This is a genomic window from Nocardia amamiensis, assembly GCF_015477605.1.
In the GTDB taxonomy this organism is placed as follows: Bacteria; Actinomycetota; Actinomycetes; order Mycobacteriales; family Mycobacteriaceae; genus Nocardia; species Nocardia amamiensis_A.
In genome coordinates this window covers 90,781-117,251 of record NZ_JADLQX010000002.1, presented here as the reverse complement: position 1 = coordinate 117,251, position 26,471 = coordinate 90,781, and the positions used below count along the sequence as shown (strand labels likewise).

Below are 26,471 nucleotides of genomic sequence, written 5' to 3'. Positions count from 1 at the left end.
GAAATCCGACCTTACGCTTCGATCGGAAACGAACGGGTGAGCCGCGAATGACGAATTACCGATGACCGGTGACCGGACCGCGCCCGCCGTACACGCGCCCGCGCAGCACGACGGCGTACGGTGCGGTGAGCGCTTCCGGATGGGTGCGCGGGTCCTGCTGGTAGACAACGAAATCCGCGGGCGCGCCGGGCTCGATGCCCGGTCGTCCGAGCCAGCCGCGGGCATCCCAGGAAGCCGCGCCGAGCGCGTCGTGCCGGGACAGGCCCGCGGCGCCGAGCGCGGCGATCTCGTCGGCGATGCGCCCGTGCCGGATGGCACCGCCGGCGTCGGTGCCCGCGAAAATGGGCACGCCCGCCTCGTGCGCGGCGGCGACCGTGCCGCGTACCCGGCGGTGCAGGTCGCGCATGTGCGCGGCGTAAACCGGGAATTTGCCCGCACTGTCGGCGATCTCGGGGAAGGTGTCGATATTGACCAAGGTCGGGACCAAGGCGGTGCCGTGCTCGACCATCATCTCGATGGTGTCGTCGGTGAGGCCGGTGCCGTGTTCCAGGCAGTCGATGCCCGCGCTGATCAAGCCGGGCAGCGCGTCCTCGCCGAAGACGTGCGCGGTGACCCGGGCGCCGTGGGCGTGCGCGGCCTCGATGGCCTCTTTCAGGATCGCGTCGCTCCACAGCGGGCGCAGGTCGCCTACGGAGCGGTCGATCCAGTCACCGACGATCTTCACCCAGCCGTCGCCGAGGCGGGCCTGTTCGGCGACGATCTCCGGCAGGTCGCGTTCGTCGTCGAGTTCGATGCCGAGCTCGCGGATGTAGCGCTTGGGCCGGGCGATATGGCGGCCGGCGCGGATGATGCGCGGCAGTTCATCATGGTCGTCGATGAACCGGGTGTCGATCGGCGAACCCGCGTCGCGCAGCAGCAGCGCACCGGCCTCGCGTTCGACCTCGGCTTGCGCGACGGCGCCCGCGCGGTCCTCGTGGCCTCCGCCGTACCGGATACCGACGTGGCAGTGCGCGTCGACGAGGCCGGGCACGATCCACCCGCTGGCGCACAGTGTTTCGGCGCCGGGGACGGGCTCGAAGGACACCAGCCCGTCCCGCACCCAGATATCGCAGACCTCGTCGTCGGGGAGAACCACTCCTCGCAAATGCACAGCAATCTCCCGGACGTCGTCGGCTGCCTCCAACCGGTCTACTTCTTCGGGAACTTCAGCTTGGAGATGTCGAAGCCCTCCAGACCAGGAGGCAGCTCATCGAGCCCGGCGGGCATGTTGGACAGGTCGGGCATGCCCGCGGGCATCCCCGGCATGCCGCCCATCCCCGGGAACCCGCCGCGCACCTTCGGCGGGGTCGGGCCGCGGCCGCCCTTCTTGCCTTTCTTGCCCTTCTTCGCACTGCCGCGGCGGGAGCCGGGCAGCCCCATCTGGCGGCCCATCATCGCCATCATCTTCTTGGCCTCGAAGAAGCGGTCGACGAGCTGGTTGACCTCGGAGACCTGGACGCCGGAGCCGTTGGCGATGCGCAGCCGGCGCGACGCGTTGATGATCTTCGGGTTCTCCCGTTCGGCCGGGGTCATGCCGCGGATGATCGCCTGCACGCGGTCGAGCTGCTTGTCGTCGACCTGGGCGAGCACGTCTTTCATCTGACCCGCGCCGGGCAGCATGCCGAGCAGGTTGCCGATCGGGCCCATCTTGCGGATGGCCAGCATCTGGTCGAGGAAGTCCTCGAGGGTGAGCTCGCCGCTGCCGATCTTGCGCGCGGCCTCCTCGGCCTGCTTGGCGTCGTAGACCTGCTCGGCCTGCTCGATCAGGGTGAGCACGTCGCCCATGCCGAGGATGCGGCTGGCCATGCGGTCCGGATGGAAGACGTCGAAGTCCTCCAGCTTCTCGCCGGTGGAGGCGAACAGGATGGGGACACCGGTGACCTCGCGGACGCTCAGCGCCGCGCCACCGCGGGCGTCGCCGTCGAGCTTGGTGAGCACCACGCCGGTGAAGCCGACGCCGTCGCGGAACGCCTCCGCCGTGCTGACCGCGTCCTGACCGATCATCGCGTCGAGCACGAAGAGGGTCTCGTCCGGCTGCACGGCGTCGCGGATGCCCGCGGCCTGCCGCATCAGTTCCTCGTCGATACCGAGGCGACCCGCGGTGTCGACGATGACGACGTCGTACTGCCTCTGCCGCGCTTCCTCGACACCGCCGCTCGCCACGTTCACCGGGTCGGCGGCCGAGATGCCCAGCGGGTTATCGCCACCACCGACGGAGGTGCCGGGATGCGGCGCGTAGACGGGCACGCCGGCACGCTCGCCGACCACTTGCAGCTGCGTGACGGCGCCGGGGCGCTGCAGGTCACAGGCCACCAGCAGCGGCTGATGCCCCTGCCCCTTCAACAGCTTCGCCAGCTTGCCCGCGAGCGTGGTCTTACCGGAACCCTGCAGACCGGCGAGCATGATCACCGTCGGCGGATTCTTGGCCAGGTTCAGCCGTCTGGTCTCGCCGCCGAGGATGCCGATGAGCTCCTCGTTGACGATCTTCACGACCTGCTGGGCCGGGTTCAGCGCCGCGGAGACCTCCGCGCCCTTGGCCCGCTCCTTGATACGCCCGATGAAACCGCGCACCACGGGCAGCGCCACGTCGGCCTCGAGCAGGGCGAGGCGGATTTCCCGACAGGTGGCGTCGATGTCGGCCGGTGACAGACGCCCCTTACCACGCAGATCCTTGAGGGCACCGGTAAGCCGGTCGGACAGGGATTCGAACACCGATCGCGCTCCTGATCTCGGGGGACGTCACATTCTCTCCCAGGGTAATGGGATCGCCCGCGTCATCGCGCAGGCGGTGCGTCCTTTCCGGCGCGGCGGGTCCGCTAGTCGAGCACGCGACGGCGCGGTTTGGGCGGTGTGCGGTAGTCCCGGTTCTCCTCGGTGACCATGAACACGGCCTCGTTGGCGGTCAGCCCCAGCTCTAGGGCCAGGTTGTCGAGGACGGCCCATTCCGCCGTGCTCGGCATGGGCGAGGTGGCGACCGTGGTCGCGATCGTCATCGCGGTCACCGCCTGCCGTCCGGTCAAGGTGCGCCCGGGGAGCCAGGAGACCACCCAGCGGTCACCGCCGACGCAGCGCGCCATGTGCGTGGTCTCGTCACTTGTCATTGTCGACGCCGAAACGACTTCAATTGCCACCGACCTGCTCCCCTCGTGCTCGCGATAGCCAGACGCTCTAGATCGTAGGGGCGTGCCGCCAGGTCGGAGCTGTTATCTAGCAAATATCTGGCAACAGATTGATCACCGGACAAATTACCGGTCAAACCGCATTTTTAGTTTGTCGCGTCGTTTTCCGGCGGCTTTGGCGCAGTTCTGGGAACCACTGCGAGAATCGCTTTCTCGATTGCTTCCCGGCGCGCGGGAGCTTCCTCCTGGCCTAGATCGAGACAGAAACTGTCGACCACCGCCGACCCCATCGTGACCACTTTGGCCCAACGGACATCCGCCCCACAGCTCGCCAGTTCGGCGGCCAGACGGCTGAGCAACCCGACGCGGTCCTCGGCGCGCAGCTCCAGGATCACTTGGCCGGGCACCGAAGTATCCAACCAGATCACCCGGGGTGGCGCCTGCGCGTAGCGGGCCCGGCCGATGCCGCTCGCCTCACGCTCGCGTTTGGCCAGCGCCGCGGAGACGTCCAGATCACCAGCGGTGGCGCGGATCAGTTCCTGGCGCAGCAACCCCGGATCCGGCGGGTCGCCGAATTTGGGCGAGACGACGAAAGTGTCCACGGCGAAATCGCCTTCGACGCCCACTGCCGCAGACAGTACGCGCAACGAGTGCAACGCGAGAACCCCCGCGGCATCGGAGAGGAGGCCCGGGGTGTCGGGTGCGATGACGGTGACCGTATAGGTGTATTTACTGTCCCCCGGCTTCAGGTCGACGTGCACCCCACCCGCGCGCGCCTTCTCGACCAGTTCCGGCGCGATGGGCTCCGGCGTCGGCAGCGGATCGCCCGCCATCACCAACCGGCAGCGCCGGACCAGCTCGCCGATCAACGACGCCTTCCAGTCACCCCACACGCCGGGGCCGGTGGCCAGCGAATCCGCCTCGGCCAGCGTGTGCAGCAGCTCCAGCAGCTGGGGATCGCCATCGAGTGTGTCGACCACGAACCGCACCGTCTCTGGGTCGGTCAGATCGCGCCGGGTCGCGGTGTCCGGCAGCAGCAGATGGTGGCGGACGACCGCGCTCAGCGTGCGCACGTCCGAGGGCCACAGGCCCAGCCGCCGGCCGATGTGGGTGGCCAGCTCCGCGCCGACGACGCTGTGGTCGCCTGCGCGGCCCTTGCCGATGTCGTGCAGCAGCGCGCCGAGAGCCAGCAGGTCCGGCCGGGCCACCCGGGTGCTGATCGCGCTGGCGTAGGCGACCGCCTCCACGAGGTGACGGTCGACAGTCCAGGTGTGCATGACATCGCGCGGGGGCAGATCGCGCACGGCGCCCCACTCCGGAAGGAGCCTGCCCCACAGGCCGGTCCGGTCCAGCGCCTCGATCGCGTCGATGGCGCCGCGGCCGGTGCCGAGCAGGACCAGCAGGTCGTTGAGGGCGTCTTTGGGCCACGGCTCGCGCAGCTCCGGCGCGTCCTCGGAAAGCCGGTTCAGCGTGGTGGCCGACATCGGCAGCCCGGTCTGCGCCGAGGCCGCCGCCACCCGCAGGATCAGGCCGGGGTCGCGCTGGGGGCGCGCGTCGCGGGCGAGCACGACCTCACCGGCATGCTCGACGACACCCTCGTCGAGTGGCCTGCGCACCGGCATCCGGCGCAGCCGCGCCAGCCCCCGGCGCGGGAGCGCGTTGGCCGCGGTGCGCAACCCGACGTCCACGGAATAGCTCACCGTGCGCGCCGAATCGCTCAGCGTACGAGCCAGATCGAAGCGGTCGCCGATGCGCAGGGCCGCGCCGATCTCGTCGGCGTCCTGCGCGCGCAGCTGGTCGCGGGAGCGGCCGGCGACCCGGTGCAGTTCGGTGCGCACGTCCAGCAGGCGACGATGCGCCTGCTTCAAACCGCCGCCGGGCACGTCCGGCCCGAGGCCGGGCATGGCGTCGGTGAGCTGGGCGATGGCCAGGGCGTCGAGCAGCTGGATGTCGCGCAGGCCGCCGCGCCCGTTTTTCAGATCGGGCTCGGCGCGGTGCGCGATCTCGCCGTTGCGCTCCCATCGGGCCTGGGCCTGAGCGATGAGGTCGTCGAAGCGGTTGCGGATTCCGGTGCGCCATTCCCGGCGTACGCCGCCGATCAACAAGTTGCTCAATTCCTGGTCGCCGACGATGTGCCTGGCTTCGAGCATGCCCAGCGCCGCGATGAGATCGTCGGCGGCCACCCGCAGCGCCTGCGGCACGGTCCGCACGCTGTGGTCGAGCTTGATGTGCGCGTCCCACAGCGGGTACCAGAGCTGGTCGGCGACCTCGGCGACCCGGGCGGGGTCGACGTCGTCGTGCAGCAGCATCAGATCCAGATCCGAGTACGGCAGCATCTCGCCGCGGCCCAGACCGCCGACCGCCACCACGGCCAGACCGCTGTCGGCGGTGATGCCCAGTTCGGCGCCCTTGCTGGTGAGCCAGAGTTCGAAGAGGTCGACCAGGGCGTGTCGCAGCGACTCCGCGTCGAGCCGAGGATTGCGGGGCAGGCCCCCGTCGAGCAGTTGGGTTCGTGCGCGGACCAGGTCGGCCGCCGCGTTGGAGATCTTGCCGTTGACTTCTTCGGTCACCTTCGGGTCACCGCCGTGCTCGTGCTGACTACCCACAACCCACCGCCCATTTCACGCGTGCGGCCCCGCTCCGACCGGGAGCTCCGGTGGGAGCGGGGCCGCCGCTCTATTCGAGATTCGTTACAGCGCGTCGGTGCCGCGTTCGCCGGTCCGCACCCGGATGATCGACTCCACTGGGGTGACCCAGACCTTGCCGTCGCCGATCTTGCCGGTCCGGGACGCCTCAACGATCACCTCGACGACCTTGTCGACGGACGCGTCGTCCACCACGACCTCGACGCGGACCTTCGGCACGAAATCGACCGAGTACTCGGCGCCGCGGTACACCTCGGTGTGCCCCTTCTGGCGGCCGTACCCTTGTACCTCGCTGACGGTCATGCCCAACACGCCCGCCTGCTCGAGCCCGCTCTTGACGTCCTCGAGCGTAAACGGTTTGACGATTGCGGTGATCAGTTTCATGTTCGTCATGCCTCCTTGGCAGAACGTGCCGTGCTACCCAGAGCGGCGAAGTCGTAGGCGGTTTCCGCGTGCTCGGACTCGTCCAAGCCCACCGACTCTTCTTCCTCGCTCACGCGCAGCCCAATGGTGAACTTCACGATATAGGCAATGATCAGCGTCGCGATGAAGGAGAAGGCAAGTACCACACCGGCACCCACCGCTTGGCGCCACAGCTGGTCGACACCGCCGCCGTAGAACAGACCGGTCTTGGCCGCACCCGCCTCGGGCGCCGCGACGAAACCGACCATCAGGGTGCCGACGATGCCGCCGACCAGGTGCACGCCGACCACGTCGAGCGAGTCGTCGAAGCCGAACTTGAACTTCAGGCCCACCGCGAGGGCGCACAGCGCGCCCGCGACCACGCCGATGGCGAGCGCGCCGAGCACGTTCACCGAGGAACACGACGGGGTGATGGCCACCAGACCGGCCACGATGCCCGAGGCGGCGCCCAGCGAGGTGGGCTTGCCGTCGCGGACCTTCTCCACCAGCAGCCAGGCCAGCATCGCGGCGCAGGTCGCGATGGTGGTGATGATGAACGTCGAACCGGCGAGGCCGCCCGAGGTCACCGCGGAACCGGCGTTGAATCCGAACCAGCCGAACCACAGCAGACCGGCGCCGAGCATGACGAACGGCAGGTTGTGCGGGCGGAACGGCGTGGTCGGCCAGCCCTTGCGCTTGCCGAGCACCAGCACCAGCGCCAGACCGGCCGCACCGGCGTTGATGTGCACCGCCGTGCCACCGGCGAAGTCGACCGCGAGCAGGTCGTTGGCGATCCAGCCGCCCTCGTGCACGACGTTGCCGTCGGCGTCCTTCACATCGAAGTCGAACACCCAGTGCGCGACCGGGAAGTAGACCACCGTGGCCCAGATGCCCGCGAACAGCAGCCACGCGCTGAACTTCAGGCGATCGGCGACAGCGCCCGAGATGAGGGCAACCGTGATGATGGCGAACATCAGCTGGAACGCGACGAAGACCGTCGCCGGAATCGTGCCCGCGAGCGGAATGTTCACCGCCTCCGTCGTGACGGCGCCGGCCGCGTCCTTGACCTCGGCGACGGAGTTACCACCGATCAAGCCCTTCAGGCCGAAGAACTGCGTCGGGTCGCCGATCACGCCGAACTTGTTGTCGCCGAAGGCCGTCGAGTATCCGTACAGCGACCACAGCACGCCGACCAAGCCCATCGCGCTGATGCTCATCATGATCATGTTGAGCACGTTCTTCGACCGAACCATGCCGCCGTAGAAGAATGCCAGGCCCGGTGTCATCAGCAACACCAGCGCCGAACTCGCCAGCATCCATGCGGTATCACCGGTGTCCGGCGCACCGGTAAGCGGAAATGCCACCTTAATGTCCTCCTCATCTCGGGCCCAGCCGATTCCGGCAAATGGACCTGCACAGAAGGGTCCTCACTCGGTGTTTCATCCGTTGAGCTGTGGTGTTTCGCCTGTGTGAACGGATGGCGCAGCTGTGTTGCTACCACGTTTCGTGATGTACACCAGATGTTTGCCGAAGCCGTGAGCGGCGTGTCGGCGAAATCGGACATTCGTTAGCGCCGAGGAGGAGTCGGCAAACATTTGGGGTGTGACCTGCCTCCCACCGATACCGCGGGCGCGCGGACTCCGGCCCGCGGCGCGCCGCTTACGCGGAAGGCCGCGGGCTCAACCCTTTTCGAAGGACCAGGAGGATCAGCCCAACAGCGCGTCCACGAACGCGGCGGGCTCGAACGGGGCCAGGTCGTCAGCGCCCTCACCGAGACCGACCAGCTTCACCGGCACGCCCAATTCGTGCTGGACCTGGAAGACGATGCCGCCCTTGGCCGTCCCGTCCAGCTTGGTGAGCACCACGCCGGTGATGTCCACCACCTCGGCGAATACCCGCGCCTGGTTCAGTCCGTTCTGGCCGACGGTGGCGTCCAGCACCAGCAGGACCTCGTCGACGGCGGCCTTCTTCTCCACGACGCGCTTGACCTTGCCCAGCTCGTCCATCAGGCCGGTCTTGGTGTGCAGCCGGCCCGCGGTGTCGATGAGCACCACGTCGACACCGTGCTCGACGCCCGCGGCCACCGCGTCGAAGGCGACGGCGGCCGGGTCGGCGCCTTCGCGGCCGCGGACGGTGTCGGCCCCGACCCGCTCGCCCCAGGTCTGCAGCTGGTCGGCGGCCGCGGCGCGGAAGGTGTCGGCGGCGCCGAGCAGCACCCGGCGGCCGTCGGCGACCAGCACCCGGGCCAGCTTGCCGGTGGTGGTGGTCTTTCCGGTGCCGTTCACGCCGACCACCAGCAGGATGGATGGGTGATCCGGGTGCGGCAGCGCGCGGACCGAACGGTCCAGCTCCGGTCGCAACTGCTCGATCAGCACCTCACGCAGCACGGTACGAGCCTCGTCGGTGGTGCGGACGCTACGCGCCGCCATCTCGGCGCGCAGCCGGGCGACGACCGCGGCCGTGCTGGCGGTGCCGAGGTCGGCCAGGACGAGGGTGTCCTCGACCTCCTCCCACGATTCGTCGTCCAGGTCGCCGCCACCGAGCAGGCCGAGCAGGCTCTTGCCGACCGCGTTCTGGGAGCGGGACAGGCGTCCGCGCAGCCGGACCAGGCGGCCCTCGGTGGGCGCGATCTCTTCCAGCGCCGCGGCGGTCTCCACGCCCGCGGGGGTGTCCGGGGCGACGACTTCGGTCGTCGGGGCGGCGGCGGTATCGGGCGCAGCCTCCGGGGTAGCAGGTTCGATGACGGGCGCGGTCGTGTCGGCCACGTCTTCCGGCGTCGCCACCTTGTCGGTCGGCGCGGGCGCCTCGGCGGTCGGGGGTTCGGCCTCGGGCTCGGCGGGCGCCGTCGCCGGCGCCGCGCCGCCGGACGCGGGGGGCGCTTCAGCGACATCCGCCTCCGGAAGTGGCACGTTGGTGATCCCGCGCTTGGGCGCGTCGCGCGGGATCGCCGCGTCGTCGCCGATGTGCGGCTGTCCTTCGGTGTCGGTGCGCTCGAGCGGTGGCGGCGCGGTAGCGGTGCCGCCCCGGCTGAAGTTGAATCCGCCGGACGCGGTGTAGCCACCGGACCGGTCGGTCACCTCTTTGTCCTGCGCGGGCGGGGCAAGCGACACGCGGCCGCGCTTGTACCGGACGAAACCGGCGACAAGCACCACCAGCAGCAGTGCGGCGACCGCGGCGATCAGGATCCAGACTTCGGGACTCACGCGAACCATCCTTGCAGACCGGTCGTCACGGGCCGGGCCCCGAGCCACACCGAACGGTCGCGTCGCGACCCCACGAGCACGGCAGACGCTCGGCGAACACCGCGCGTCCCGAGCCACGGGCGGGCTTCGGCGGGCACCGACACAGCCCCTGAGATTTCTTGTCCTGCGGAACTTCTCGCGAAGGGACAATAGGATCGGCGACGTGACCGATCGAAACGTGCTTGGGGGGCCGCTGGAAGAGTGCGGCACCGATCCTCTCACCGGCTTCTACCGGGACGGCTGCTGCAGTACCGGGCCGGAGGATCTGGGCAGCCACACCGTGTGCACCGTCGTCACGGCGGAGTTCCTGGAGCATCAAGCCTCCATCGGCAACGATCTGAGCACGCCGCGTCCGGAGAACAACTTTCCCGGCCTGCAGCCGGGCGACCGCTGGTGCGTCGTGGCCGTGCGGTGGTTGCACGCGCACGAGGACGGTGTCGCCGCGCCCGTCGTCTTGGCCGCCACGCACGAGAACGCCCTGGAAGTGATCTCGATGGACATCCTGCGCAAGTACGCCGTCGACGTGCCGGACGACGTCAGCGACCTGCTCTGAGCTGCCCTGATGCGGTGCGGGCTGCGCGCATCCGGACCCTTGTCCGGCACTCTCCGTCGCGAGGATGAAGAGCGGCCGCAGCGGGCAGCCGCTCCACGAGTGATGCCACATATCCCGTCGCTCGCGTCGCGCCGCCCATCTCCTGCGCCGAAGCAGCCGACCGGCGCGATCGGCTGCGTAGCGGTCGGCGTACCTTCTCCTGATCGCCTGTGACGGCCGTCTCATCCCTCCGTCGCACCGGGACACTCGCCGGGTTCCGATCGGTTCGTGGCGCAGCAGAGAGCCAGATGGCACAAATGCGCCATCTGGTGCTAGCGCGCCGCAGCGGCCCGGCGCCGGTGCGCCTTTTGGCGGCACGCCGCCGAGCAGTACGTGGCCCGGCGACCGGTCCGGCCCCGGGGAACCGCCGCGTGACACATCGGGCAGTACTCGCCACCGCTTTCGTTACGGTCGACTGATTCGTTACGGTTTCCCGCGTCCGCGTCCTGTTTCGTTACGACCGGTCCGTCCGGACGCGGCCGCAGCGCGTCCAGCACGATCGCGGCGGTGCGGTCGAGACCGCCGCTCGTCTTTCTGAGCTGTTGAATCGCAACGCATCCGGTGAAAATCGCCAGCACGTCCTCCAGCTCGACGTCGGCCCGGACCGCGCCTGCACGCTGGGCCGCGACCAGCAGGGCCGACAGTGCTCGGTGAAAACGTTCGCCCGCGCTGCGCACCAGCACCCGGGGCCAGCCGTCATCGGATCGGACCATGTCGCAGAGTGCCTGGTTGCCCGGCGTCGTCGCGATCACCGCAGCGCAGAAGTCGAAAAAGGCGGTACCGGCGTCGGGTGCGCCGAGGTGTTCGGCGGCGAGTTCGGCCAGCCGATCGATGCGCTGCTGCATAACCGCTTCCAGCAGATCGCCTTTCGTCGGAAAGTGCCGGTAGACGGTGCCCGCGCCGACGCCGGCGCGCCGGGCGACCTCGGCGAGCGACACGGAGACTCCCTGTTCGGCGAAGGCGCGCTGCGCGGCCGCCAGCACCAGAGCGCGGTTGCGCCGGGCATCGGCGCGCGCCGTGGTGCCGGGGGCCAACGATGCGGTCATTTCGTTACGGCCTTCCTCTTTCGTCCGGTTGAATCGGGTCGAGCCACCCGTATCGTTCGAATCCGGGTTACCAAACCCGATTCTATCGAGCAGAGAAGGCGAAGCATGTCCCCTCAGCACAATCTCATCCTGGTCACCGGAGCCACCGGCAAGCAGGGCGGCGTGACTGCCCGCAAGTTGCTGGCCGATGACCGTGCGGTGCGCGCGCTGGTCCGCGACCCGCACTCGCCCGCCGCACGGGAATTGTCTGCGGCGGGCGCGGAACTCGCGGTCGGCGACTTCGACTCCCCCGACACCGTGTCGGCGGCCCTGGACGGTGTCACCGGGCTGTTCGCGGTCCCGCCCGCCGCCTACAGCTCGCAGGGCTGGGACGTGGAACTGGAAGCCGCGCGCGGCGAGGCGCTCGTGGACGCGGCACGCCGCGCCGGCGTCCAGCAGATCGTGTTCACTGGCATCGCGTCGATGGGCGACAACACCTCGTGGGGCACGCAGGGCAAGAAGCGCATCGAAGACGCGATCATCGCCAGTGGTATCCGATACACGCTGCTGCGTCCGGTGCGCTTCATGGAGAACTACCTGCTGCGCACCTCGCCGGTCGACGGCATCTCCGGCGGCGTGCACCGGCATCTCTTTCCCGCCGCCGGGCCGATGAAGATCATCGCTCTGGCCGACATCGGCGACATCGCGGCTCTCGCGTTCGCCGATCCGGATCGCTTCCACGGCCGCGTCCTCGAACTCGCCGGCGACGCGCTCGCCCCACCCGCGGCGGCCGAGGCGATCAGCAAGGCCACCGGGCACCAAATCCGCTATCAGGAGGTCACCGAGGAGGAGGCGGAAGCGATCGGCACGGAGATCGGCAACACCTGGCGGCTGATGCGCCGCACCGGCGGCTGGCACGCCGACGTCGACGAGATCCGCGAAATCCACCCCGGCCTGAGGACATTCGACACCTGGCTGGCCGAAACCGGTGCAGCGCAGATCAAAGCGCTGCTGGACGGCGAAAAGGTCACTTCGGCGCGGTGAGCCGTGCTGCGCGGAGCCGTACCGGCGCGGCCTACCGACCAGGTCGACACCACGCCGCACAGCACCGGACCGGTCACCCGAGCCGAGGGAGGCGTGGCAACGATCGCGATGGCTCGCTCGGATCGAGGCCGGGGACCGCCCACATATCCCGCGGTGCGCGGTATCCGACCATGACGGCCGGGATACCCTGACGGCCCGGTCCAAGCCCGGACCGACCACACGATCACCCACGTCGGAGGCATGCCAACGATCATGACGGCTCGCTCGGATCGAAGCCACGCGAATTCGGTGTCCACGTATCACGCACGGCTGGCTACTCGGCCGTCACGGCCGGATACCCGGCGGTCCGGTGGAAGCGCTGTTGCGCAATGAAAGGTGAGTGCGGCAAGTGATTCCGGCGGGCCATGAGCTCATATCGAGGCTCACGGACAACTGATCCCGCGCACGGAGCACGCACGGCGGGGCATCCGAGCGGCGGGATGCTCCGCCGGACGCGTCATTCTCCCTGGTCACAAAGGGACTCGGCACGTCCGGCGTACCGTGGGCACGGTGCTACGTTTCGGTAGAAGATCCCGTCGTCCCCGGCGCAACCCGGTGGGTGCGGAAGTCGACGAGATATTCGGCCCGTCGCGCAAGCACATCCACGAGCGCAAGGAATGGGTGGCGACGGCGAAGCTCGACGATCGGATCTCCGGTGACACACCGCTGATCGACTTGGACTCCGGCACCGTCACACTCACCGCGCGCCGCGACTGACCGCCCGCCCGCTCAGCTCGCCGCGCCCACCGGAGCCAGGTTCTCCCCGCGCAGCCGCTGCGAGATGACCTGGGTGATGCCGTCGCCGCGCATGCTGACGCCGTAGAGGGCGTCGGCGATCTCCATCGTCGGCTTCTGGTGGGTGATGACGATCAGCTGGCTCTTCTCCCGCAACTGTTCGAACAGGCCGATCAGGCGGCGCAGGTTGGTGTCGTCCAGCGCGGCCTCGACCTCGTCCATCACGTAGAACGGCGAGGGCCTGGCGCGGAAGATGGCCACCAGCAGCGCGACCGCGGTCAGCGACTTCTCGCCGCCGGACAGCAGCGACAGCCGCTTGACCTTCTTCCCCGGCGGGCGGGCCTCCACCTCGATGCCGGTGGTGAGCATGTCCGACGGGTCGGTGAGCAGCAGCCTGCCCTCGCCGCCGGGGAACAGCTTCGCGAACACCTCGACGAATTCGCGCTCGACGTCGGCGTAGGCCTCGGTGAACACCTGCAGGATGCGGGCGTCGACCTCGGCGACCACGTCCAGCAGGTCCTTGCGCGCGCTCTTGACGTCCTCGAGCTGCGTGGCCAGGAAGTTGTAGCGCTCCTCCAGCGCGGCGAACTCCTCCAGCGCGAGCGGATTCACCTTGCCGAGCGTGGCGAGGTCCTTCTCGGCACGCTTGGCCCGGCGCTCCTGGGTCTGCCGGTCGAAGGGCATCGGAGCAGGCGGGCTGACCTTTTCACCGCGTTCGGCGGCCTGCTCGTACTCCTGCAATTCCAGCGCCGACGGCGGCAGCGGCACGTCGGGACCGTACTCGGCGATCAGATCGTCGAGCGCGATGCCGAACTGCTCGGCGATGGTCGCCTCCAGCTGCTCGATGCGCAGCGCCGCCTGGGCCTTGGCCACCTCGTCGCGGTGCACCGCGTCGGTGAGCTGAGCCAGTTGCGTTCCGAGCGCGCGCACCCGCTCCTTGACCTGCTCGACCTGGGCGGCGCATTCGGAGCGCCTGCGCACCAGCTCGTCGCGGCGGCTGCCCGCCTCCGCGACCACTTTCTCCAGTTCGGCGGCGACCTTCGCACCAGACTCGGCGACCGCGGCGGCCACCTCGGCCGCCTTCTTGCGCGCGGCTTGGGCGCGTTCGGCGCGCGCCCGGGTCTCCCGTTCCGCCCGCGCCGCTCGGCGCAGTGAATCCGCCTTGCCACGTACCGATTCCGCCCGCTCCTCGGCAGTACGCACGGCAAGCCTGGCCTCGACTTCCATGGCCCGCGCCTCGGCCAGCGCGGCCGCCGCCTCCTCCCGCACGCGACCCGCGGACTCGGTGCCCGCCGCGCCCGCGCCGTCGGTGTCGACCTCGGACTGTTCGAGTTCCGCGTGGCGGAGGCGGTCCTCCAGGTCGGCGAGCAAGGCGAGCGCCTCCTCCCGGCTGGTCTCCGCGTCGGTGCGCTGGGCCAGCAGGCGCTCGCTCTCGGCGTGCGCGGTGCGGGCGGTGTGACCGAGCCTGCCGAGCCGCTCGTAGATCGCCACCAACGCCTGGTCGGATTCGTGCAGGGCCAGCAGCGCCTGATCGACGGCGTCCTTGCGGTCGGCCTGCTCGTCCAGCGCGCCGGACAGCGCGGCCTCGAGCTCCTCGGCACGCCGCTGCGCCGCGGCCAGGTCGGCGGTGGCCGCATCGATGTCGGCTTGGATCTCCAACTGACTCGGCGCGCGATCGGAACCGCCGAGCAGCCAGCCGTTTCCGGCCAGGTCGCCGTCACGGGTCACCACGCGGACTTCGGGCCGGGCCGCGACCACTGCCCGCGCGGTGGGCAGATCGTCGACCACGGCGATGTCAGCTGTCAACGCGGCCATCGCGGCGCGCACGCTGTCGGGGCAATCCACCACATCGATCAGCCATCTGGCGTTGCCAGGCAGTGCAGCGAGCGGCGGCCGATCGGCCTCCGCGGCGCCGTACACGACGGCGGCGCGTCCGGCGTCGGCGTCCTTGAGCGCCATGATCGCGGCGTGCGCGGACTCGTCGGTGTCGGCGGCGATGGCGTCGGCGAGCGGACCCAGCGCGGCCGCGACCGCCGCCTCGTAGCCACCGTGCAGGCGCAACAGCGCCGAGAGCGGGCCCAGCAACCCTTGTTCCCGGTTCTCCACCAGCCAGGCCACACCGTCACGCCGGGCCAGGTTCATCCCGAGCGCCTCGATGCGCGCGCTCAGCGACGCCACCCGCTTGCTCGCCTCACGGTCCTGCTCGCGCAGTTCGGTGACGCGCTGATCGGCCAGTTCCAGCGCCTGCACCGCGTGCTCGTGCTGAGCGTCCAAGCCCACTTCGCCTGCGTCAAGTTCGGCGAGTTCGGCCTGCACCGTGTCGAATTCGGCCTGCGCGGTCTCGCCGCGATGCCGGGCCTCGGCGATGGCGGCGGAGAGCCTGGCGATCTCGGCGTCCACCGATTGGGCCCTGGCCCGCAGGGTGTCGACCTTGCCGGACAGCCGGGCCAGGCCTTCGCGGCGGTCGGCGATTGCCCGCACGGCGGCCAGATGCGCCTGTTCGGCGGCCTTGGCGGCGTGTTCGCGTTCGGCCAGCTGGTCCCTGGCCGCCTCCAGCGTCTCGACGGCGATCTCGACCGCCTCGCGTAGCTCGGCCTCCTCGGCCTCCACTCGCTCGGCCTCGGCTTCCAGCTGCTCGGGGTCGCGACCGGTGCCGACCGGTACCGCGGTGTCCAGGTGGCGGGCCCGGTCGCCCGCGATCCGGATGGTCGCGTTGACCCGCTCGGCCAGCGCGGAGAGCTGGAACCAGATCTGTGCGGCCGCCTCGGCACTCGGGGTCAGCCGGGACAGCTGGAACTCCTGCTCCGCGAGCGCCGCGTTGGCGGCGTCCAGCTCGGATTGCACGGTGATCTGCTGCTCGCGGGCGTAAGCCTCTTTGCTCTGCTGGCTTTCCAGTTCCCGGCGGCGGGTGACCAGGTCGTCCGCGGCCAGGCGCAGCCGGGCGTCGCGCAGATCGGCCTGCACGGTCTGCGCTCTGCGGGCCACCTCGGCCTGCCTGCCCAGGGGTTTGAGCTGGCGGCGCAGCTCGGTGGTGAGGTCGGTGAGGCGCGCCAGATTGGCCTGCATGGCCTCGAGCTTGCGGACCGCCCTTTCCTTGCGCTTGCGGTGCTTGAGCACGCCTGCGGCCTCTTCGACGAACGCGCGGCGGTCCTCCGGGCGCGATTCCAGGATCGCCGACAGCTGGCCCTGTCCCACGATGACGTGCATCTCCCGGCCGATGCCGGAGTCGCTGAGCAGTTCCTGCACGTCCATCAGGCGGCAGGAGTTGCCGTTGATCTCGTATTCGCCCGCGCCGTCGCGGAACATCCGCCGGGTGATGGACACCTCGGCGTAGTCGATCGGCAGCGCGCCGTCGGAGTTGTCGATCGTCAACGTGACCTCGGCGCGGCCGAGCGGGGCGCGTCCCGCGGTGCCCGCGAAGATCACGTCCTGCATCTTGCCGCCCCGCAGCGCCTTCGCACCCTGCTCCCCCATGACCCAGGTGAGCGCGTCGACGACGTTCGATTTGCCCGATCCGTTCGGGCCGACCACACACGTGATGCCCGGCTCCAACCGCAGCGTCGTCGCGGACGCGAAGGACTTGAAGCCCTTCAACGTCAGGCTCTTCAAGTGCAAATTCGACGACCTTTCCGTGTACCGCCCGCGTCCGGTGTGCTCTACAGCGCTTTCGGCGACCAGTCATGGTATTCCGTCACGTGCCGGAACTGTCCGAGGCCCGACAGCGTGCGGCCGACTGGCAGTTCAGCCCTACCCGTAGGTTATCGACTCGCCCGGTGATCCCGCGCATTGCGATGTGCTCCAGATTTGCGGGACGGCCCGTATCGCTGTCTACCGCGCTCGGCCACCTTGCGCAACGCGAGCATGACACATCACGGGGCCGTCCTGCCGTGGCGCGGGAAAGACCCGAGGCGGTGTGCCGTCCTCCCGCACTCCCGCCCGGCCGCGCCGCGCCGATGCCGAGCAGTTCTGAACTGGCACTGACGCCGCGCCGTCCCGCCACATACGATCCCTCTGATTCGCCAGCGGCACGTTCTGGAGCGCACCAACCATGTCTGCCCCCTCACCAGGGTCTCCCACGGCGTTCCGCCTTGCCCGCATCGCGGCGCTGGTGCTGGGCAGCCTGGTGTTTCTGCATGCCTGCGAGCGCAGCAAGAGCGCGGTGCTCAGCGACGTGTGGGGAGAAGTCGTCATCGCCGCCGCGTTCGTCGCGGCGGCGATGACGGCGGCGTGGTTCGAAATCAAGTTGAGGATGCAGGAGCAGGAGGGCGACGACGCGCGTCCCGGTGCCGACAGCGGGTGGGAGTACGAATCCGAGCAGGTCGAGGCTCCCATTCGTGGGAATTTTTCCCGGCCGGCCCGCCGATCCCAAGACGAGGAGTACCCGGAAGACGAGCCGGGCGAGCGCCCCGGTCGCCGGGCGCGGCCGGGGCCCATGCCGCCGGTCGGGGCGGACGACCAGTTCGAACCCACCGAGCATTCCCCGCGCCCCGACCTCGTCGCCGGGATTGCGCGGACATTGCGGATCGGCCGCAGTGGCGCCGAGGACGAGCGTTCACTGCTGTCCACCTGGAACGCCGTGACGAAGTGGGCGCGCCGCGGCGACCTCGACGACGACCTCGACGACCACGACGAGCTCGAGCAGATCACGCGCACCGAAACGGGCGAACTCGTCATCGAGTCCAGCACGCGGACGATCCGCGTCAAGATCGCCCGCACCGGCGATCTCGTGGTGCACGGCCGCGCGACCGGTGGTCCCCATCCGCGGTCGGAATGGCGGTGGACATTCCAACCCGACGCGTTCCCCGGCATCCGCGCCGCGCTCGGCGATCGGTCCGGTGATCTGCTGGACCTGCTCGAGGAAACCATTCCGTGGCTCGACGCCGGCGCCCGCCATGACCCGGGCGCATGGCTGCGTGCCCACGACATTCCCGGGACCTATCGCGAGAAGGGCGTCACCGCCTCTGAGGTCACCCGGGAACTTCCCGTACTCCAGCCCGGGCTCCCGCTCCGGCCAGGGGCGCCGCATCGGCAATCGCCGGAGGACGGACACCCTCGTACGACGTCCATCGCGGACGTCCGCGATGCCCGGTTCCCCGGCCGCCGGGAAAGACCTCCGGCCACCGTCGAGCCGCTGCCGCCCCACCGGGAAGGCCGCTCGCCGCGCGGAAGAGCCGCCGATCCGCAGTCCTCGTCCCGCCGCGCCGAAGTCGATCGGCGATCCCGCAGCGCCGCCTCCCGGGCCACGGAGCAGCGGTCCGACGACGACAGGCCCTCCCGCTCGGCGCGCCGCCATCGCAGCAATCCCGATCCGGCCCGCCACAGTGGCCAGTTTCCGCAATCCGCCGCCGAACCCGGCCAACCCTTGCGTCCGACCCCCGGGCGTCCCGAGCTGCCGCGACGCCGCCGTCGAGAACCGGCCGACGAACCACCTGCCGATGACCGGCACGCCGGGCGATACAGCCCGCCGCCGAGTCCCGACCAACGATCGGACTACGAGGCCGACGCCCACCAATCGCCTCGAGAATCCCGGCGCCAGCGAAACCCGTACGCGCCACCAGATCCGGATTCGAGGACGGGCGGACGCGGCCAGCCCGAGCGCACACGTCGCGACCGACTCGCACCGGGCGACCAAGCCACCGAACGAACCCCCGACCACCCTCCGCCGCGACGCCGCAACGCTGACCAGCGCTCGCGACGCGATCACCCCTCCCCGTCACAAGAGCGGACCCCGCGGCGCAGCTGGTAGAACACAAGATGCGGGCATCGAGCGGAGTCAAATGGCGGTTGCAAGGCGAAGAGCCAGCCACCATATGACTACCGCCGATCCCACAAACGCCCCGCAGCTGGCTCCGACCGCAACCACAGCCGGTTGACCACGCTGGAAGCCGACGGGTTGCGGCCATCTGCGGGAGGTAAGCCGGGAACGGCACACGACGCGCCCAGCACCGCCAGGGGAAGACAATGGTAGGCGGGCTATTTCGAAGCTATGGGTCCACGACGTAGAGCAGGATTCGTCGGCACCATTGGGTGATCCGAATGACGGCGCCGAATCCGGCTCAGCTCGCGCGGTGGCAGAAACGACCGCCCTCGAAGCCGGTCAGCACGCGGAACGCCAGTACGGCACCCCAGGGACCGATCACCCACATCGGCCAGAAGTAGGTGAACGCTCCGACGCCGACCGAGATCGCGGCCCAGATCACCAGCACGAGCACGCTGACGCCGAGCCACGTGCCGCCCTCGATGCGCTGCCAGATCGGGATGCGCGGCCGTGGGCCGGCCGGTTCGGCGGCGTCCTTGGCGAGCTCGGGCAGATCGGAAAGCACCGAGCGCAGGTCGTCACGGATCGTGGTGGCGTACACCTGGGCGACACGCTGGTCGTACTCGGCGGCGTCGATCCGCCCGTCCGCCATGTGCCTGCCGAGCAGTCGCACCACGGTCTCGCGTTCGGCATTCGAAGCCCGGGTGCCGGTGGAGATGTCCATGCCTGGTCCTATCGACGTTTCCATGCTCCATAGTGGAATATAAACCAAGCATAACCCTCCAAAGTGGAATGTCAACTCTTCGGGCTTCCACTACGGAAAGGCGTGACTTCGCACGGCCCGGCGGTAGCGTTCGCGGCATCGGGTACAGGAGTATGGACAGGTGTTCAGCTCGCGGGCCCGCCGAGCGGCCGGACCGCGCCATCGGTGAATTCGCTCAGGAGGCACAGATGTCGGAAACCGTGCGTGGGATCGTGGCCCGGAGCAAAGGCGCACCGGTCGACCTCGTCGACGTGGTGATTCCGGATCCGGGACCGCACGACGTGGTGGTGCGGGTGCGGGCCTGCGGGGTTTGCCACACCGATCTGCACTACCGCGAAGGCGGGATCACCGACGACTTCCCTTTCCTGCTCGGCCACGAGGCGGCGGGCGTGGTGGAAACCGTCGGCGCCGCGGTCACCCACGTGACACAGGGCGACTATGTGATCCTCAATTGGCGCGCCGTCTGCGGAGAGTGCCGAGCATGCAAACGCGGCCGTCCCTGGTACTGCTTCGCGAGTGATAACGCGAGCAAGAAGATGACGCTCGCCGACGCCACCGAACTGACGCCCGCCCTCGGTATCGGCGCGTTCGTGGACAAGACCCTGGTACACGAAGGCCAGTGCACCAAGATCGACCCGGAAGCCGACCCGGCGGTGGCGGGGCTGCTCGGCTGCGGCGTGATGGCGGGCTTGGGTGCGGCGATGCACACCGGCAACGTGTCACGCGGCGACACTGTCGCGGTGATCGGCTGCGGTGGCGTCGGGGACGCGGCGATCGCCGGTGCACGCCTAGCCGGAGCGAAGACCATCATCGCGGTCGACCGGGACGCCCGGAAGCTGTCGTGGGCCAACGAATTCGGGGCCACGCACACCGTCGACGCGACCACGGAGGACGTGGTGCAGAAGATCCAGGAGTACACCGGCGGCTGGGGCGCCGACGTCGTCATCGACGCGGTCGGCCGGCCGGAGACCTGGAAGCAGGCGTTCTACGGCCGCGACCTGGCGGGCACGGTCGTCCTCGTCGGCGTGCCGACCCCGGACATGGTCATCGAGATGCCGCTGCTCGACCTGTTCTCCCGCGGCGGCGCGCTGAAATCCTCCTGGTATGGCGACTGTTTGCCGGAACGCGACTTCCCCGCCCTGATCGATCTGTACCGCCAGGGCCGCCTGCCGCTGGACCGCTTCGTCACCGAACGCATCGGACTCGACGAGGTGGAGCACGCTTTCAACAAGATGCACACCGGTGACGTGCTGCGCTCGGTGGTGGTCTGGTGACCGCTCGCATCGACCGTGTGGTCACCTCGGGCACCTTCACCCTGGACGGCGGCACCTGGGATGTGGACAACAACGTCTGGCTGGTCGGCGACGACGCCGAGGTGGTCGTGATCGACGCCGCGCACGACGCCGATCCGATCGTGGCGGCGGTGGCGGGCCGGGCCGTCCGCGCGATCGTGTGCACCCACGGGCACAACGACCACGTGACGGTCGCTCCCGAACTCGCCGAGCGCTTGGACGCACCGATCCTGCTGCACCCCGGCGACGAGCCACTCTGGCGCATGACCCATCCGGACGCCGCGTATCGCCCACTCGCGGACGGCGAGCGGATTCCTCTGGCGGACACCGAAATCCATGTCCTGCACACCCCTGGCCACTCCCCCGGATCCGTCTCGCTGCACGTACCGGAGGCGAAGGCCGTATTCACCGGCGACACCCTGTTCTCCGGCGGACCCGGCGCGACCGGTCGCTCGTTCTCGGATTTCGGCACGATCATCGAGTCGATCCGAGATCGGCTGCTGACACTCCCGGAGGAGACCACGGTGTACACCGGACACGGCGACTCCACCACCATCGGCGCCGAGAAACCCGGACTGGCCGACTGGATCGCCCGCGGCCACTGACGACCGCGGGCGACACGGCATCGCCCGCGGTCGTCCGCCGGGAGGTTTTCGCGGCTCGGGCCCCGCTCACAGCCATCAGCGCGGTCCCCTGTCGCGCCTACGCGGCCGATACCTACAAAACCGAGCGTCCTCAACGATCAGTACGCAAAGGCTTCGAGGCCGACAGGGATCCGCCCCTCCGCCGGGCGCGGGCGCGCCCGGCGGAGGGAGTCGATCAGCCGCGGTACGGATAGCGGTGGTCGAGCTCCAGGTTCAGCTGAAGGACATCGACGCGCGGCTCACCCAGGAACTGCAGAGCCCGCCCGCTCGTGTGCTCGTCCACCACATCGCGCACCTGCTCCTCGGAGACCCCGCGCGCCTTCGCGACACGAGCCACCTGGATGGCCGCGTACTCCGGGGAGATATGCGGGTCCAGCCCGCTGCCGCTCGCCGTGACGGCGTCCGCGGGCACCGCCGGGCCGACGGGGGCGTCGCCGTGGATCGGCACGATGCGGCCGACCGAGTAGTCCTGGCCGGGCTCGGCGCATTCGACCCGCACGCCGCGGTAGGCGTCGAGGAATGGCTTCGCCGGGCACGCCTCGTTCACGCTGACCACCTGCACCGGACGCGACACGTCTCCGCCGGCGTCACGTGGGCCGATCACCGAGAGCACCGCGCCCACCCCTTCTTTCGTGCAGAACGGACGGCTGCCGTCGACGCCCTCACGGTCGCCGACCTCCTTGCTCCGGGCGCACACCTGGGTCAGCAGGCTCTCGCGCGACTCGGTGTCGACGATGTCCTCCGGGCCGAGGTTGCTCGCCGCGGTGGACAGCGGGTCGTACCCGTCGCCTGCGGCGGACGGACGGCTCTGGAAGTACTGCACCAGAGCGGCGCCGTCGGCGTCGGTGAACGACTGGCCGATCAGGCTGGAGCCCACGGTCGTCGCGTTCGCGTCGAGCAGCGAGCCGTCTGCCTTCTCACGCAATCCGGGCAGCTGCGCGACCGCGAAAACCGCGAGCGGATAGACGATTCCGGTGATCGCCGTGAGCACGAGCAGCGCGCGCAGCGCGGCGAGATGTTGCCGGATCCAGGTCGAATAGCGCATGTCAGGACATCCCGGGGAGGAATTGGACCACGAGGTCGATGAGTTTGATGCCGAGGAACGGCGCGATGATGCCGCCGAGCCCGTACCGGGTCAGGTTGCGGCTCAACAACTTCGAGGCGTTCGACGGCCGGTAGCGCACGCCGCGCAGCGCCAGCGGGATCAACGCGACGATGACTAGGGCGTTGAAGATGACCGCGGACAGAATCGCCGACTGCGGGCTGGCCAGCCGCATGATGTTGAGCAGGTCCAGCCCGGGGAACAGCGTCACGAACAACGCGGGAATGATCGCGAAGTACTTGGCGATGTCGTTGGCGATGGAGAACGTGGTGAGCGCGCCGCGAGTGATCAGCAACTGCTTGCCGATCTCGACGATCTCGATCAACTTGGTCGGATCGGAGTCCAGGTCGACCATGTTGCCCGCTTCTTTGGCCGCCGAAGTGCCGGTGTTCATCGCCACGCCCACGTCGGCCTGGGCCAGGGCGGGCGCGTCGTTGGTGCCGTCACCGGTCATCGCGACCAGCCGCCCACCGTCCTGCTCCTTCTTGATCAGTGCGAGCTTGTCCTCCGGCGTCGCCTCGGCGAGGAAGTCGTCCACCCCAGCCTCGTCCGCGATGGCCTTGGCCGTCAACGGATTGTCGCCGGTGATCATCACGGTGCGGATGCCCATCCGGCGCATCTCGTCGAATCGCTCCCGCATGCCCTGCTTCACGACGTCCTTGAGGTGGATTACGCCGAGCACCCGGGCCGCGCCGTCGGTGACTTGGCCCACGACCAGCGGCGTGCCGCCCGCGGCGGAGATGCCGTCGACGGTCGCGCCGAGTTCGTCGGGCACCGCACCGCCCTTGGCACGCACCCATTCGGTGACCGCGCTCGCCGCGCCTTTGCGCAACTGGCGGCCGTCCAGGTCGACACCCGACATCCGGGTCTGCGCGGTGAACTCGACCCAGTGCGCGTGGGTCAGCTCGCCCGGCGTCCGTTCCCGCAGCCCGTGGGCCAGCTTGGCGTAAACGACGATGGAGCGGCCCTCCGGCGTCTCGTCGGCGAGGCTGGACAGTTGTGCGGCGTCGGCCAATTCGTCCTTGCTCACGCCGGGCACCGGGACGAAGTCCGAGGCCTGGCGGTTGCCGAGGGTGATGGTGCCGGTCTTGTCCAGCAGCAGCGTGTTCACGTCGCCCGCTGCCTCGACGGCACGGCCGGACATGGCGAGCACGTTGCGCTGCACGAGGCGGTCCATGCCCGCGATGCCGATGGCCGACAACAGCGCGCCGATGGTCGTCGGGATCAGGCAGACCAGCAGCGAGACCAGCACGATGCCGGTGACGCCGTGCACGTCCAGCGCTGAGCTGTCCGGCACCCCGGGGTTGTTCGCTTTGCTGAAGATCGCCAGCGGCTGCAGTGTCGCGACGGCGAAGACGAAGATGATGGTCAGCGCCGCCAGCAGGATGTTCAGCGCGATCTCGTTCGGCGTCTTCTGCCTGCTCGCGCCTTCGACCAGGGCGATCATCTTGTCGATGAAGCTCTGGCCCGGCTCCTGGGTGATTCGCACGACGATCCGGTCCGACAGCACGGTGGTACCACCGGTGACCGCGGAACGGTCGCCGCCGGACTCCCGGATCACGGGAGCCGACTCACCGGTGATCGCCGACTCGTCCACGGAGGCGATGCCTTCCACCACGTCGCCGTCGCCAGGGATGACCTGGCCTGCTTCGACCACGACGTGATCACCTGGGCGCAGTTCCGGTGCGGCGACCCGCTCTTCGACGACCCGCCCGCCCGGCGACCAGTCCACCAGCCGCCGCGCGACCGTGTCGGTCTTGGCCTTGCGGAGCGTGTCGGCCTGCGCCTTGCCCCGGCCTTCGGCGACTGCCTCGGCCAGGTTGGCGAAGATCACCGTCAGCCACAGCCACACGACGATCGCCCAGGCGAAGAAGCTCGGATCCACCAGCGCGAGGATGGTCGACCACACCGCGCCCAGTTCGACGATCAGCATGACCGGGTTGCGCCACAGGGTGCGCGGGTCGAGCTTGCGGACCGCGTCCGGCAACGAGGTCAGCAGCATTTTGGGGTCGAGCACCCCGGCCTGGACGCCCTTGCCCCGCAGCGGCTTCTGGTGTTCGGCCTCCGCCGAGACGTTCTTTTCGATGACGGGACCGGCCATGTCAGTGGATTCCTTCGGCGAGCGGCCCGAGCGCGAGCACGGGCAGGAAGGTGAGCGCGACCAGGATCACCGTCACACCGACGACCATGCCGACGAACTGCGGCCGGTGCGTCGGCAAGGTGCCGATCGACTCGGGAGTGGTGCCTTGCTGCGCCAGCGAACCGGCCAGCGCGAGCACGAAGATGATCGGCAGGAAGCGGCCGAAGACCATGGCGAGGCCGAGGGCGGTGTTGTACCACTCGGTGTTGCCGGTCAGGCCCGCGAACGCCGAGCCGTTGTTGTTGGCCGCCGAGGTGAAGGCATACAGCACCTCCGACAGGCCGTGCGGCCCGGAGTTGGCCATGCCCGCCCGTTGCCCGGGCAGCGCCATTGCCGTGGCCGTGCCGACCAGCACGATCAGCGGACTGATCAGAAAGTACGACGCGGCGAGCTTGATCTCGCGCGGCGTGATCTTCTTGCCGACGTACTCCGGTGTGCGCCCGACCATGAGGCCCGCCACGAATACCGTGATCACGGCCAGGATCAGCATGCCGTACAGGCCCGACCCCACACCGCCCGGCGCGACCTCACCGAGTTGCATGTTGAACAACAGCATCAGGCCGCCGAGGCTGGTGTAGGAGTCGTGGAACGAGTCGACCGAGCCGGTCGAGGTCAGCGTGGTCGAGGCGGCGAAGGTAGCCGAATTCGCCACGCCGAAGCGCTGTTCCACGCCTTCCATCGACGCGCCGATCGCGGTCGGCACGGTCCCGTGGTGCTGGAGCTGGAACAGGTTGGTCAGCGTCACGCTGATCAGTGCGATCGTCCCCATCACCGCGACGATCGCGAAACCCTGCTTGCGGCTGCCGATCATCCGGCCGAAGGTGCGCGGCAGCGAGAAGCTGATCACCAACAGCAGGAAGATCTCCACCCAGTTGGTCCACGAGGCCGGGTTCTCGAACGGGTGCGCCGAGTTGACGTTGTAGAAGCCGCCGCCATTGGTGCCCAGGTCCTTGATCGCCTCCTGGCTGGCCACCGGGCCGCCCGGAATGGTCTGCTGGGAGCCGTTCAGCGTCTGCGCCACCTGGTCGTACACGTGGAAGTTCTGGATCGCGCCACCCGCGACCAGCACGATCGCGAACACGAATGCGATCGGCAGCAGGATGCGCAGCGTGCCGCGCACCAGGTCCACCCAGAAGTTGCCGAGATCCCCGGTGTGCTTGCGGGCGAACCCGCGCACCAGCGCGACCGCCACCGCCATGCCGACCGCCGCGGAGACGAAGTTCTGCACCGCGAGCCCGGCCATCTGCACCAGGTGGCCCTGGGTCGATTCGCCGGAGTAGTTCTGCCAGTTCGTGTTCGTCACGAAGCTGACGGCGGTGTTCCAGGCCAGCGCCGGCGTCATCTCGGTGGCCGGGTCGTTCAGGTGCAGCGGCAGTTTGCCTTGCACCAGTTGGAAGAAGAACAGCAACAGGATGCCGGCGGCCGAGAAGGCCAGCACGCTGCGCGCGTACACCGGCCACGTCTGCTCGACCTCGGGCTGCGCGCCGATCGCGCGATAGACGACGCGCTCGACGCGAGAATGCTTGCGGCCGTTGTAGACCCGGTACATGTAGTCGCCCAGCGGTACATGCACCAACGCGAGCGCCAGTATCAGGGAGGCCACGAAGGCGATCCCCGCGGTTGTCGTGCTCACTCAGAACCTCTCGGGGAACAGCAGCGCGGCGACCAGGTAGACCGCGACACCGGCAGCGAGAACCAGACCGATCAGATTCGCGGTCACAGCTTCTCCACCCCGCGCTGCACCAGTCCCAACAGCGCGAACACCGCGACGGTGAGCGCCGTGAACACGACGACCGACATGACTCGTCAACCTCCATCCGCGCGCCGACGCTTCGGCGCATCAGAGCAAGTGAAGCGTCCACGCGGCGGCCGCGATCGCTTCCTGACGAC

Annotated in this window: 20 protein-coding genes; 6 read left to right on the top strand and 14 right to left on the bottom strand. The window is 69.2% G+C overall.

Going from position 1 to position 26,471, the window contains the following annotated elements:
• Positions 1-55: 55 nt before the first annotated feature.
• The 7 genes from IU459_RS02990 to ftsY all read right to left on the bottom strand — a co-directional run bounded on the left by IU459_RS02990 (position 56) and on the right by ftsY (position 9,417).
• Entirely contained in the window at positions 56-1,150 is a 1,095-nt protein-coding gene (locus IU459_RS02990; RefSeq protein ID WP_195127892.1) for an amidohydrolase family protein, read from the bottom strand.
• 38 nt (positions 1,151-1,188) lie between these two features.
• On the bottom strand, positions 1,189-2,751 hold the full coding sequence (ffh, locus tag IU459_RS02985; RefSeq protein ID WP_195127891.1) for a signal recognition particle protein: 1,563 nt from the start codon (positions 2,749-2,751) through the stop codon (positions 1,189-1,191).
• Positions 2,752-2,855: 104 nt separating this feature from the next.
• The gene (locus IU459_RS02980) at positions 2,856-3,140 is read right to left on the bottom strand and encodes a hypothetical protein (RefSeq protein ID WP_195127890.1); all 285 of its coding nucleotides are present in this window, start codon (positions 3,138-3,140) and stop codon (positions 2,856-2,858) included.
• Between the two features lie 164 nt (positions 3,141-3,304).
• Entirely contained in the window at positions 3,305-5,728 is a 2,424-nt protein-coding gene (locus IU459_RS02975; protein WP_324198738.1) for a [protein-PII] uridylyltransferase, read from the bottom strand.
• Positions 5,729-5,848: 120 nt separating this feature from the next.
• Positions 5,849-6,187, bottom strand: a complete 339-nt coding sequence (locus IU459_RS02970) for a P-II family nitrogen regulator (protein WP_040868325.1) — start codon at positions 6,185-6,187, stop codon at positions 5,849-5,851.
• A 5-nt stretch (positions 6,188-6,192) separates the two neighbouring features.
• Complete coding sequence (locus IU459_RS02965; protein ID WP_195128163.1) at positions 6,193-7,521, bottom strand: ammonium transporter; 1,329 nt, start codon at positions 7,519-7,521, stop codon at positions 6,193-6,195.
• Between the two features lie 390 nt (positions 7,522-7,911).
• Complete coding sequence (gene ftsY / locus IU459_RS02960; RefSeq protein ID WP_195127888.1) at positions 7,912-9,417, bottom strand: signal recognition particle-docking protein FtsY; 1,506 nt, start codon at positions 9,415-9,417, stop codon at positions 7,912-7,914.
• A 193-nt stretch (positions 9,418-9,610) separates the two neighbouring features.
• Between ftsY and IU459_RS02955 the strand changes: the two genes are divergently transcribed.
• Entirely contained in the window at positions 9,611-10,000 is a 390-nt protein-coding gene (locus IU459_RS02955) for a DUF2237 family protein (protein ID WP_019048221.1), read from the top strand.
• Positions 10,001-10,311: 311 nt separating this feature from the next.
• Here the strand turns inward: IU459_RS02955 and IU459_RS02950 are convergent, their stop codons facing one another.
• Complete coding sequence (locus IU459_RS02950; protein WP_324198714.1) at positions 10,312-11,310, bottom strand: TetR/AcrR family transcriptional regulator; 999 nt, start codon at positions 11,308-11,310, stop codon at positions 10,312-10,314.
• Between IU459_RS02950 and IU459_RS02945 the strand changes: the two genes are divergently transcribed.
• A complete protein-coding gene (locus IU459_RS02945) occupies positions 11,248-12,108 on the top strand; it encodes an NmrA family NAD(P)-binding protein (protein ID WP_324198713.1) in 861 nt (286 codons plus the stop codon). The two genes, IU459_RS02950 and IU459_RS02945, sit on opposite strands and share 63 nt — an antisense overlap.
• A gap of 594 nt (positions 12,109-12,702) precedes the next feature.
• Entirely contained in the window at positions 12,703-12,864 is a 162-nt protein-coding gene (locus IU459_RS02940; protein WP_195127885.1) for a hypothetical protein, read from the top strand.
• Positions 12,865-12,876: 12 nt separating this feature from the next.
• On the opposite strand, the gene smc is transcribed toward IU459_RS02940, so the two are convergent.
• Positions 12,877-16,497: a chromosome segregation protein SMC gene (gene smc, locus IU459_RS02935; RefSeq protein WP_195127884.1), complete on the bottom strand. Its 3,621-nt coding sequence runs from the start codon at positions 16,495-16,497 to the stop codon at positions 12,877-12,879.
• 433 nt (positions 16,498-16,930) lie between these two features.
• Here smc and IU459_RS02930 point away from each other — a divergent pair, with 433 nt between their 5' ends.
• Positions 16,931-18,628, top strand: coding sequence for a hypothetical protein (locus IU459_RS02930; RefSeq protein ID WP_195127883.1), 1,698 nt, complete (start codon positions 16,931-16,933; stop codon positions 18,626-18,628).
• A 310-nt stretch (positions 18,629-18,938) separates the two neighbouring features.
• Here the strand turns inward: IU459_RS02930 and IU459_RS02925 are convergent, their stop codons facing one another.
• Positions 18,939-19,388: a DUF1707 SHOCT-like domain-containing protein gene (locus IU459_RS02925; protein ID WP_228837281.1), complete on the bottom strand. Its 450-nt coding sequence runs from the start codon at positions 19,386-19,388 to the stop codon at positions 18,939-18,941.
• Positions 19,389-19,591: 203 nt separating this feature from the next.
• Here IU459_RS02925 and IU459_RS02920 point away from each other — a divergent pair, with 203 nt between their 5' ends.
• Both IU459_RS02920 and IU459_RS02915 read left to right on the top strand, forming a co-directional pair.
• The gene (locus IU459_RS02920) at positions 19,592-20,677 is read left to right on the top strand and encodes an S-(hydroxymethyl)mycothiol dehydrogenase (RefSeq protein WP_195127882.1); all 1,086 of its coding nucleotides are present in this window, start codon (positions 19,592-19,594) and stop codon (positions 20,675-20,677) included.
• Positions 20,671-21,300, top strand: a complete 630-nt coding sequence (locus IU459_RS02915; protein WP_228837314.1) for an MBL fold metallo-hydrolase — start codon at positions 20,671-20,673, stop codon at positions 21,298-21,300. The genes IU459_RS02920 and IU459_RS02915 overlap by 7 nt, the downstream gene beginning before the upstream one ends.
• Positions 21,301-21,514: 214 nt before the next feature.
• Here IU459_RS02915 and IU459_RS02910 read toward each other — a convergent pair whose 3' ends face one another.
• Genes IU459_RS02910 through kdpF form a run of 4 tightly spaced genes read right to left on the bottom strand, consistent with a single transcriptional unit; the run spans position 21,515 to position 26,301 of the window.
• Positions 21,515-22,384, bottom strand: coding sequence for a potassium-transporting ATPase subunit C (locus IU459_RS02910; RefSeq protein WP_195127880.1), 870 nt, complete (start codon positions 22,382-22,384; stop codon positions 21,515-21,517).
• Position 22,385: 1 nt separating this feature from the next.
• Positions 22,386-24,542: a potassium-transporting ATPase subunit KdpB gene (gene kdpB, locus IU459_RS02905; RefSeq protein ID WP_267469758.1), complete on the bottom strand. Its 2,157-nt coding sequence runs from the start codon at positions 24,540-24,542 to the stop codon at positions 22,386-22,388.
• A gap of 1 nt (position 24,543) precedes the next feature.
• Positions 24,544-26,214 (bottom strand): potassium-transporting ATPase subunit KdpA, encoded by a 1,671-nt coding sequence (kdpA, locus tag IU459_RS02900; RefSeq protein WP_195127879.1) that lies wholly within the window; start codon positions 26,212-26,214, stop codon positions 24,544-24,546.
• Positions 26,215-26,301, bottom strand: a complete 87-nt coding sequence (kdpF, locus tag IU459_RS39605; RefSeq protein ID WP_195128160.1) for a K(+)-transporting ATPase subunit F — start codon at positions 26,299-26,301, stop codon at positions 26,215-26,217.
• Positions 26,302-26,471: the final 170 nt, after the last annotated feature.

Bases quoted from the DNA above. Each gene is read 5' to 3' on its own strand.
- IU459_RS02925 (WP_228837281.1), bottom strand. From the start codon at position 19,388: ATGGAAACGTCGATAGGACCAGGCATGGACATCTCCACCGGCACCCGG.
- IU459_RS02930 (WP_195127883.1), top strand. From the start codon at position 16,931: ATGTCTGCCCCCTCACCAGGGTCTCCCACGGCGTTCCGCCTTGCCCGC.
- kdpB (WP_267469758.1), bottom strand. From the start codon at position 24,542: ATGGCCGGTCCCGTCATCGAAAAGAACGTCTCGGCGGAGGCCGAACAC.
- ftsY (WP_195127888.1), bottom strand. From the start codon at position 9,417: ATGGTTCGCGTGAGTCCCGAAGTCTGGATCCTGATCGCCGCGGTCGCC.
- IU459_RS02910 (WP_195127880.1), bottom strand. From the start codon at position 22,384: ATGCGCTATTCGACCTGGATCCGGCAACATCTCGCCGCGCTGCGCGCG.
- IU459_RS02980 (WP_195127890.1), bottom strand. From the start codon at position 3,140: ATGACAAGTGACGAGACCACGCACATGGCGCGCTGCGTCGGCGGTGAC.
- IU459_RS02920 (WP_195127882.1), top strand. From the start codon at position 19,592: ATGTCGGAAACCGTGCGTGGGATCGTGGCCCGGAGCAAAGGCGCACCG.
- IU459_RS02965 (WP_195128163.1), bottom strand. From the start codon at position 7,521: ATGCTGGCGAGTTCGGCGCTGGTGTTGCTGATGACACCGGGCCTGGCA.
- IU459_RS02970 (WP_040868325.1), bottom strand. From the start codon at position 6,187: ATGAAACTGATCACCGCAATCGTCAAACCGTTTACGCTCGAGGACGTC.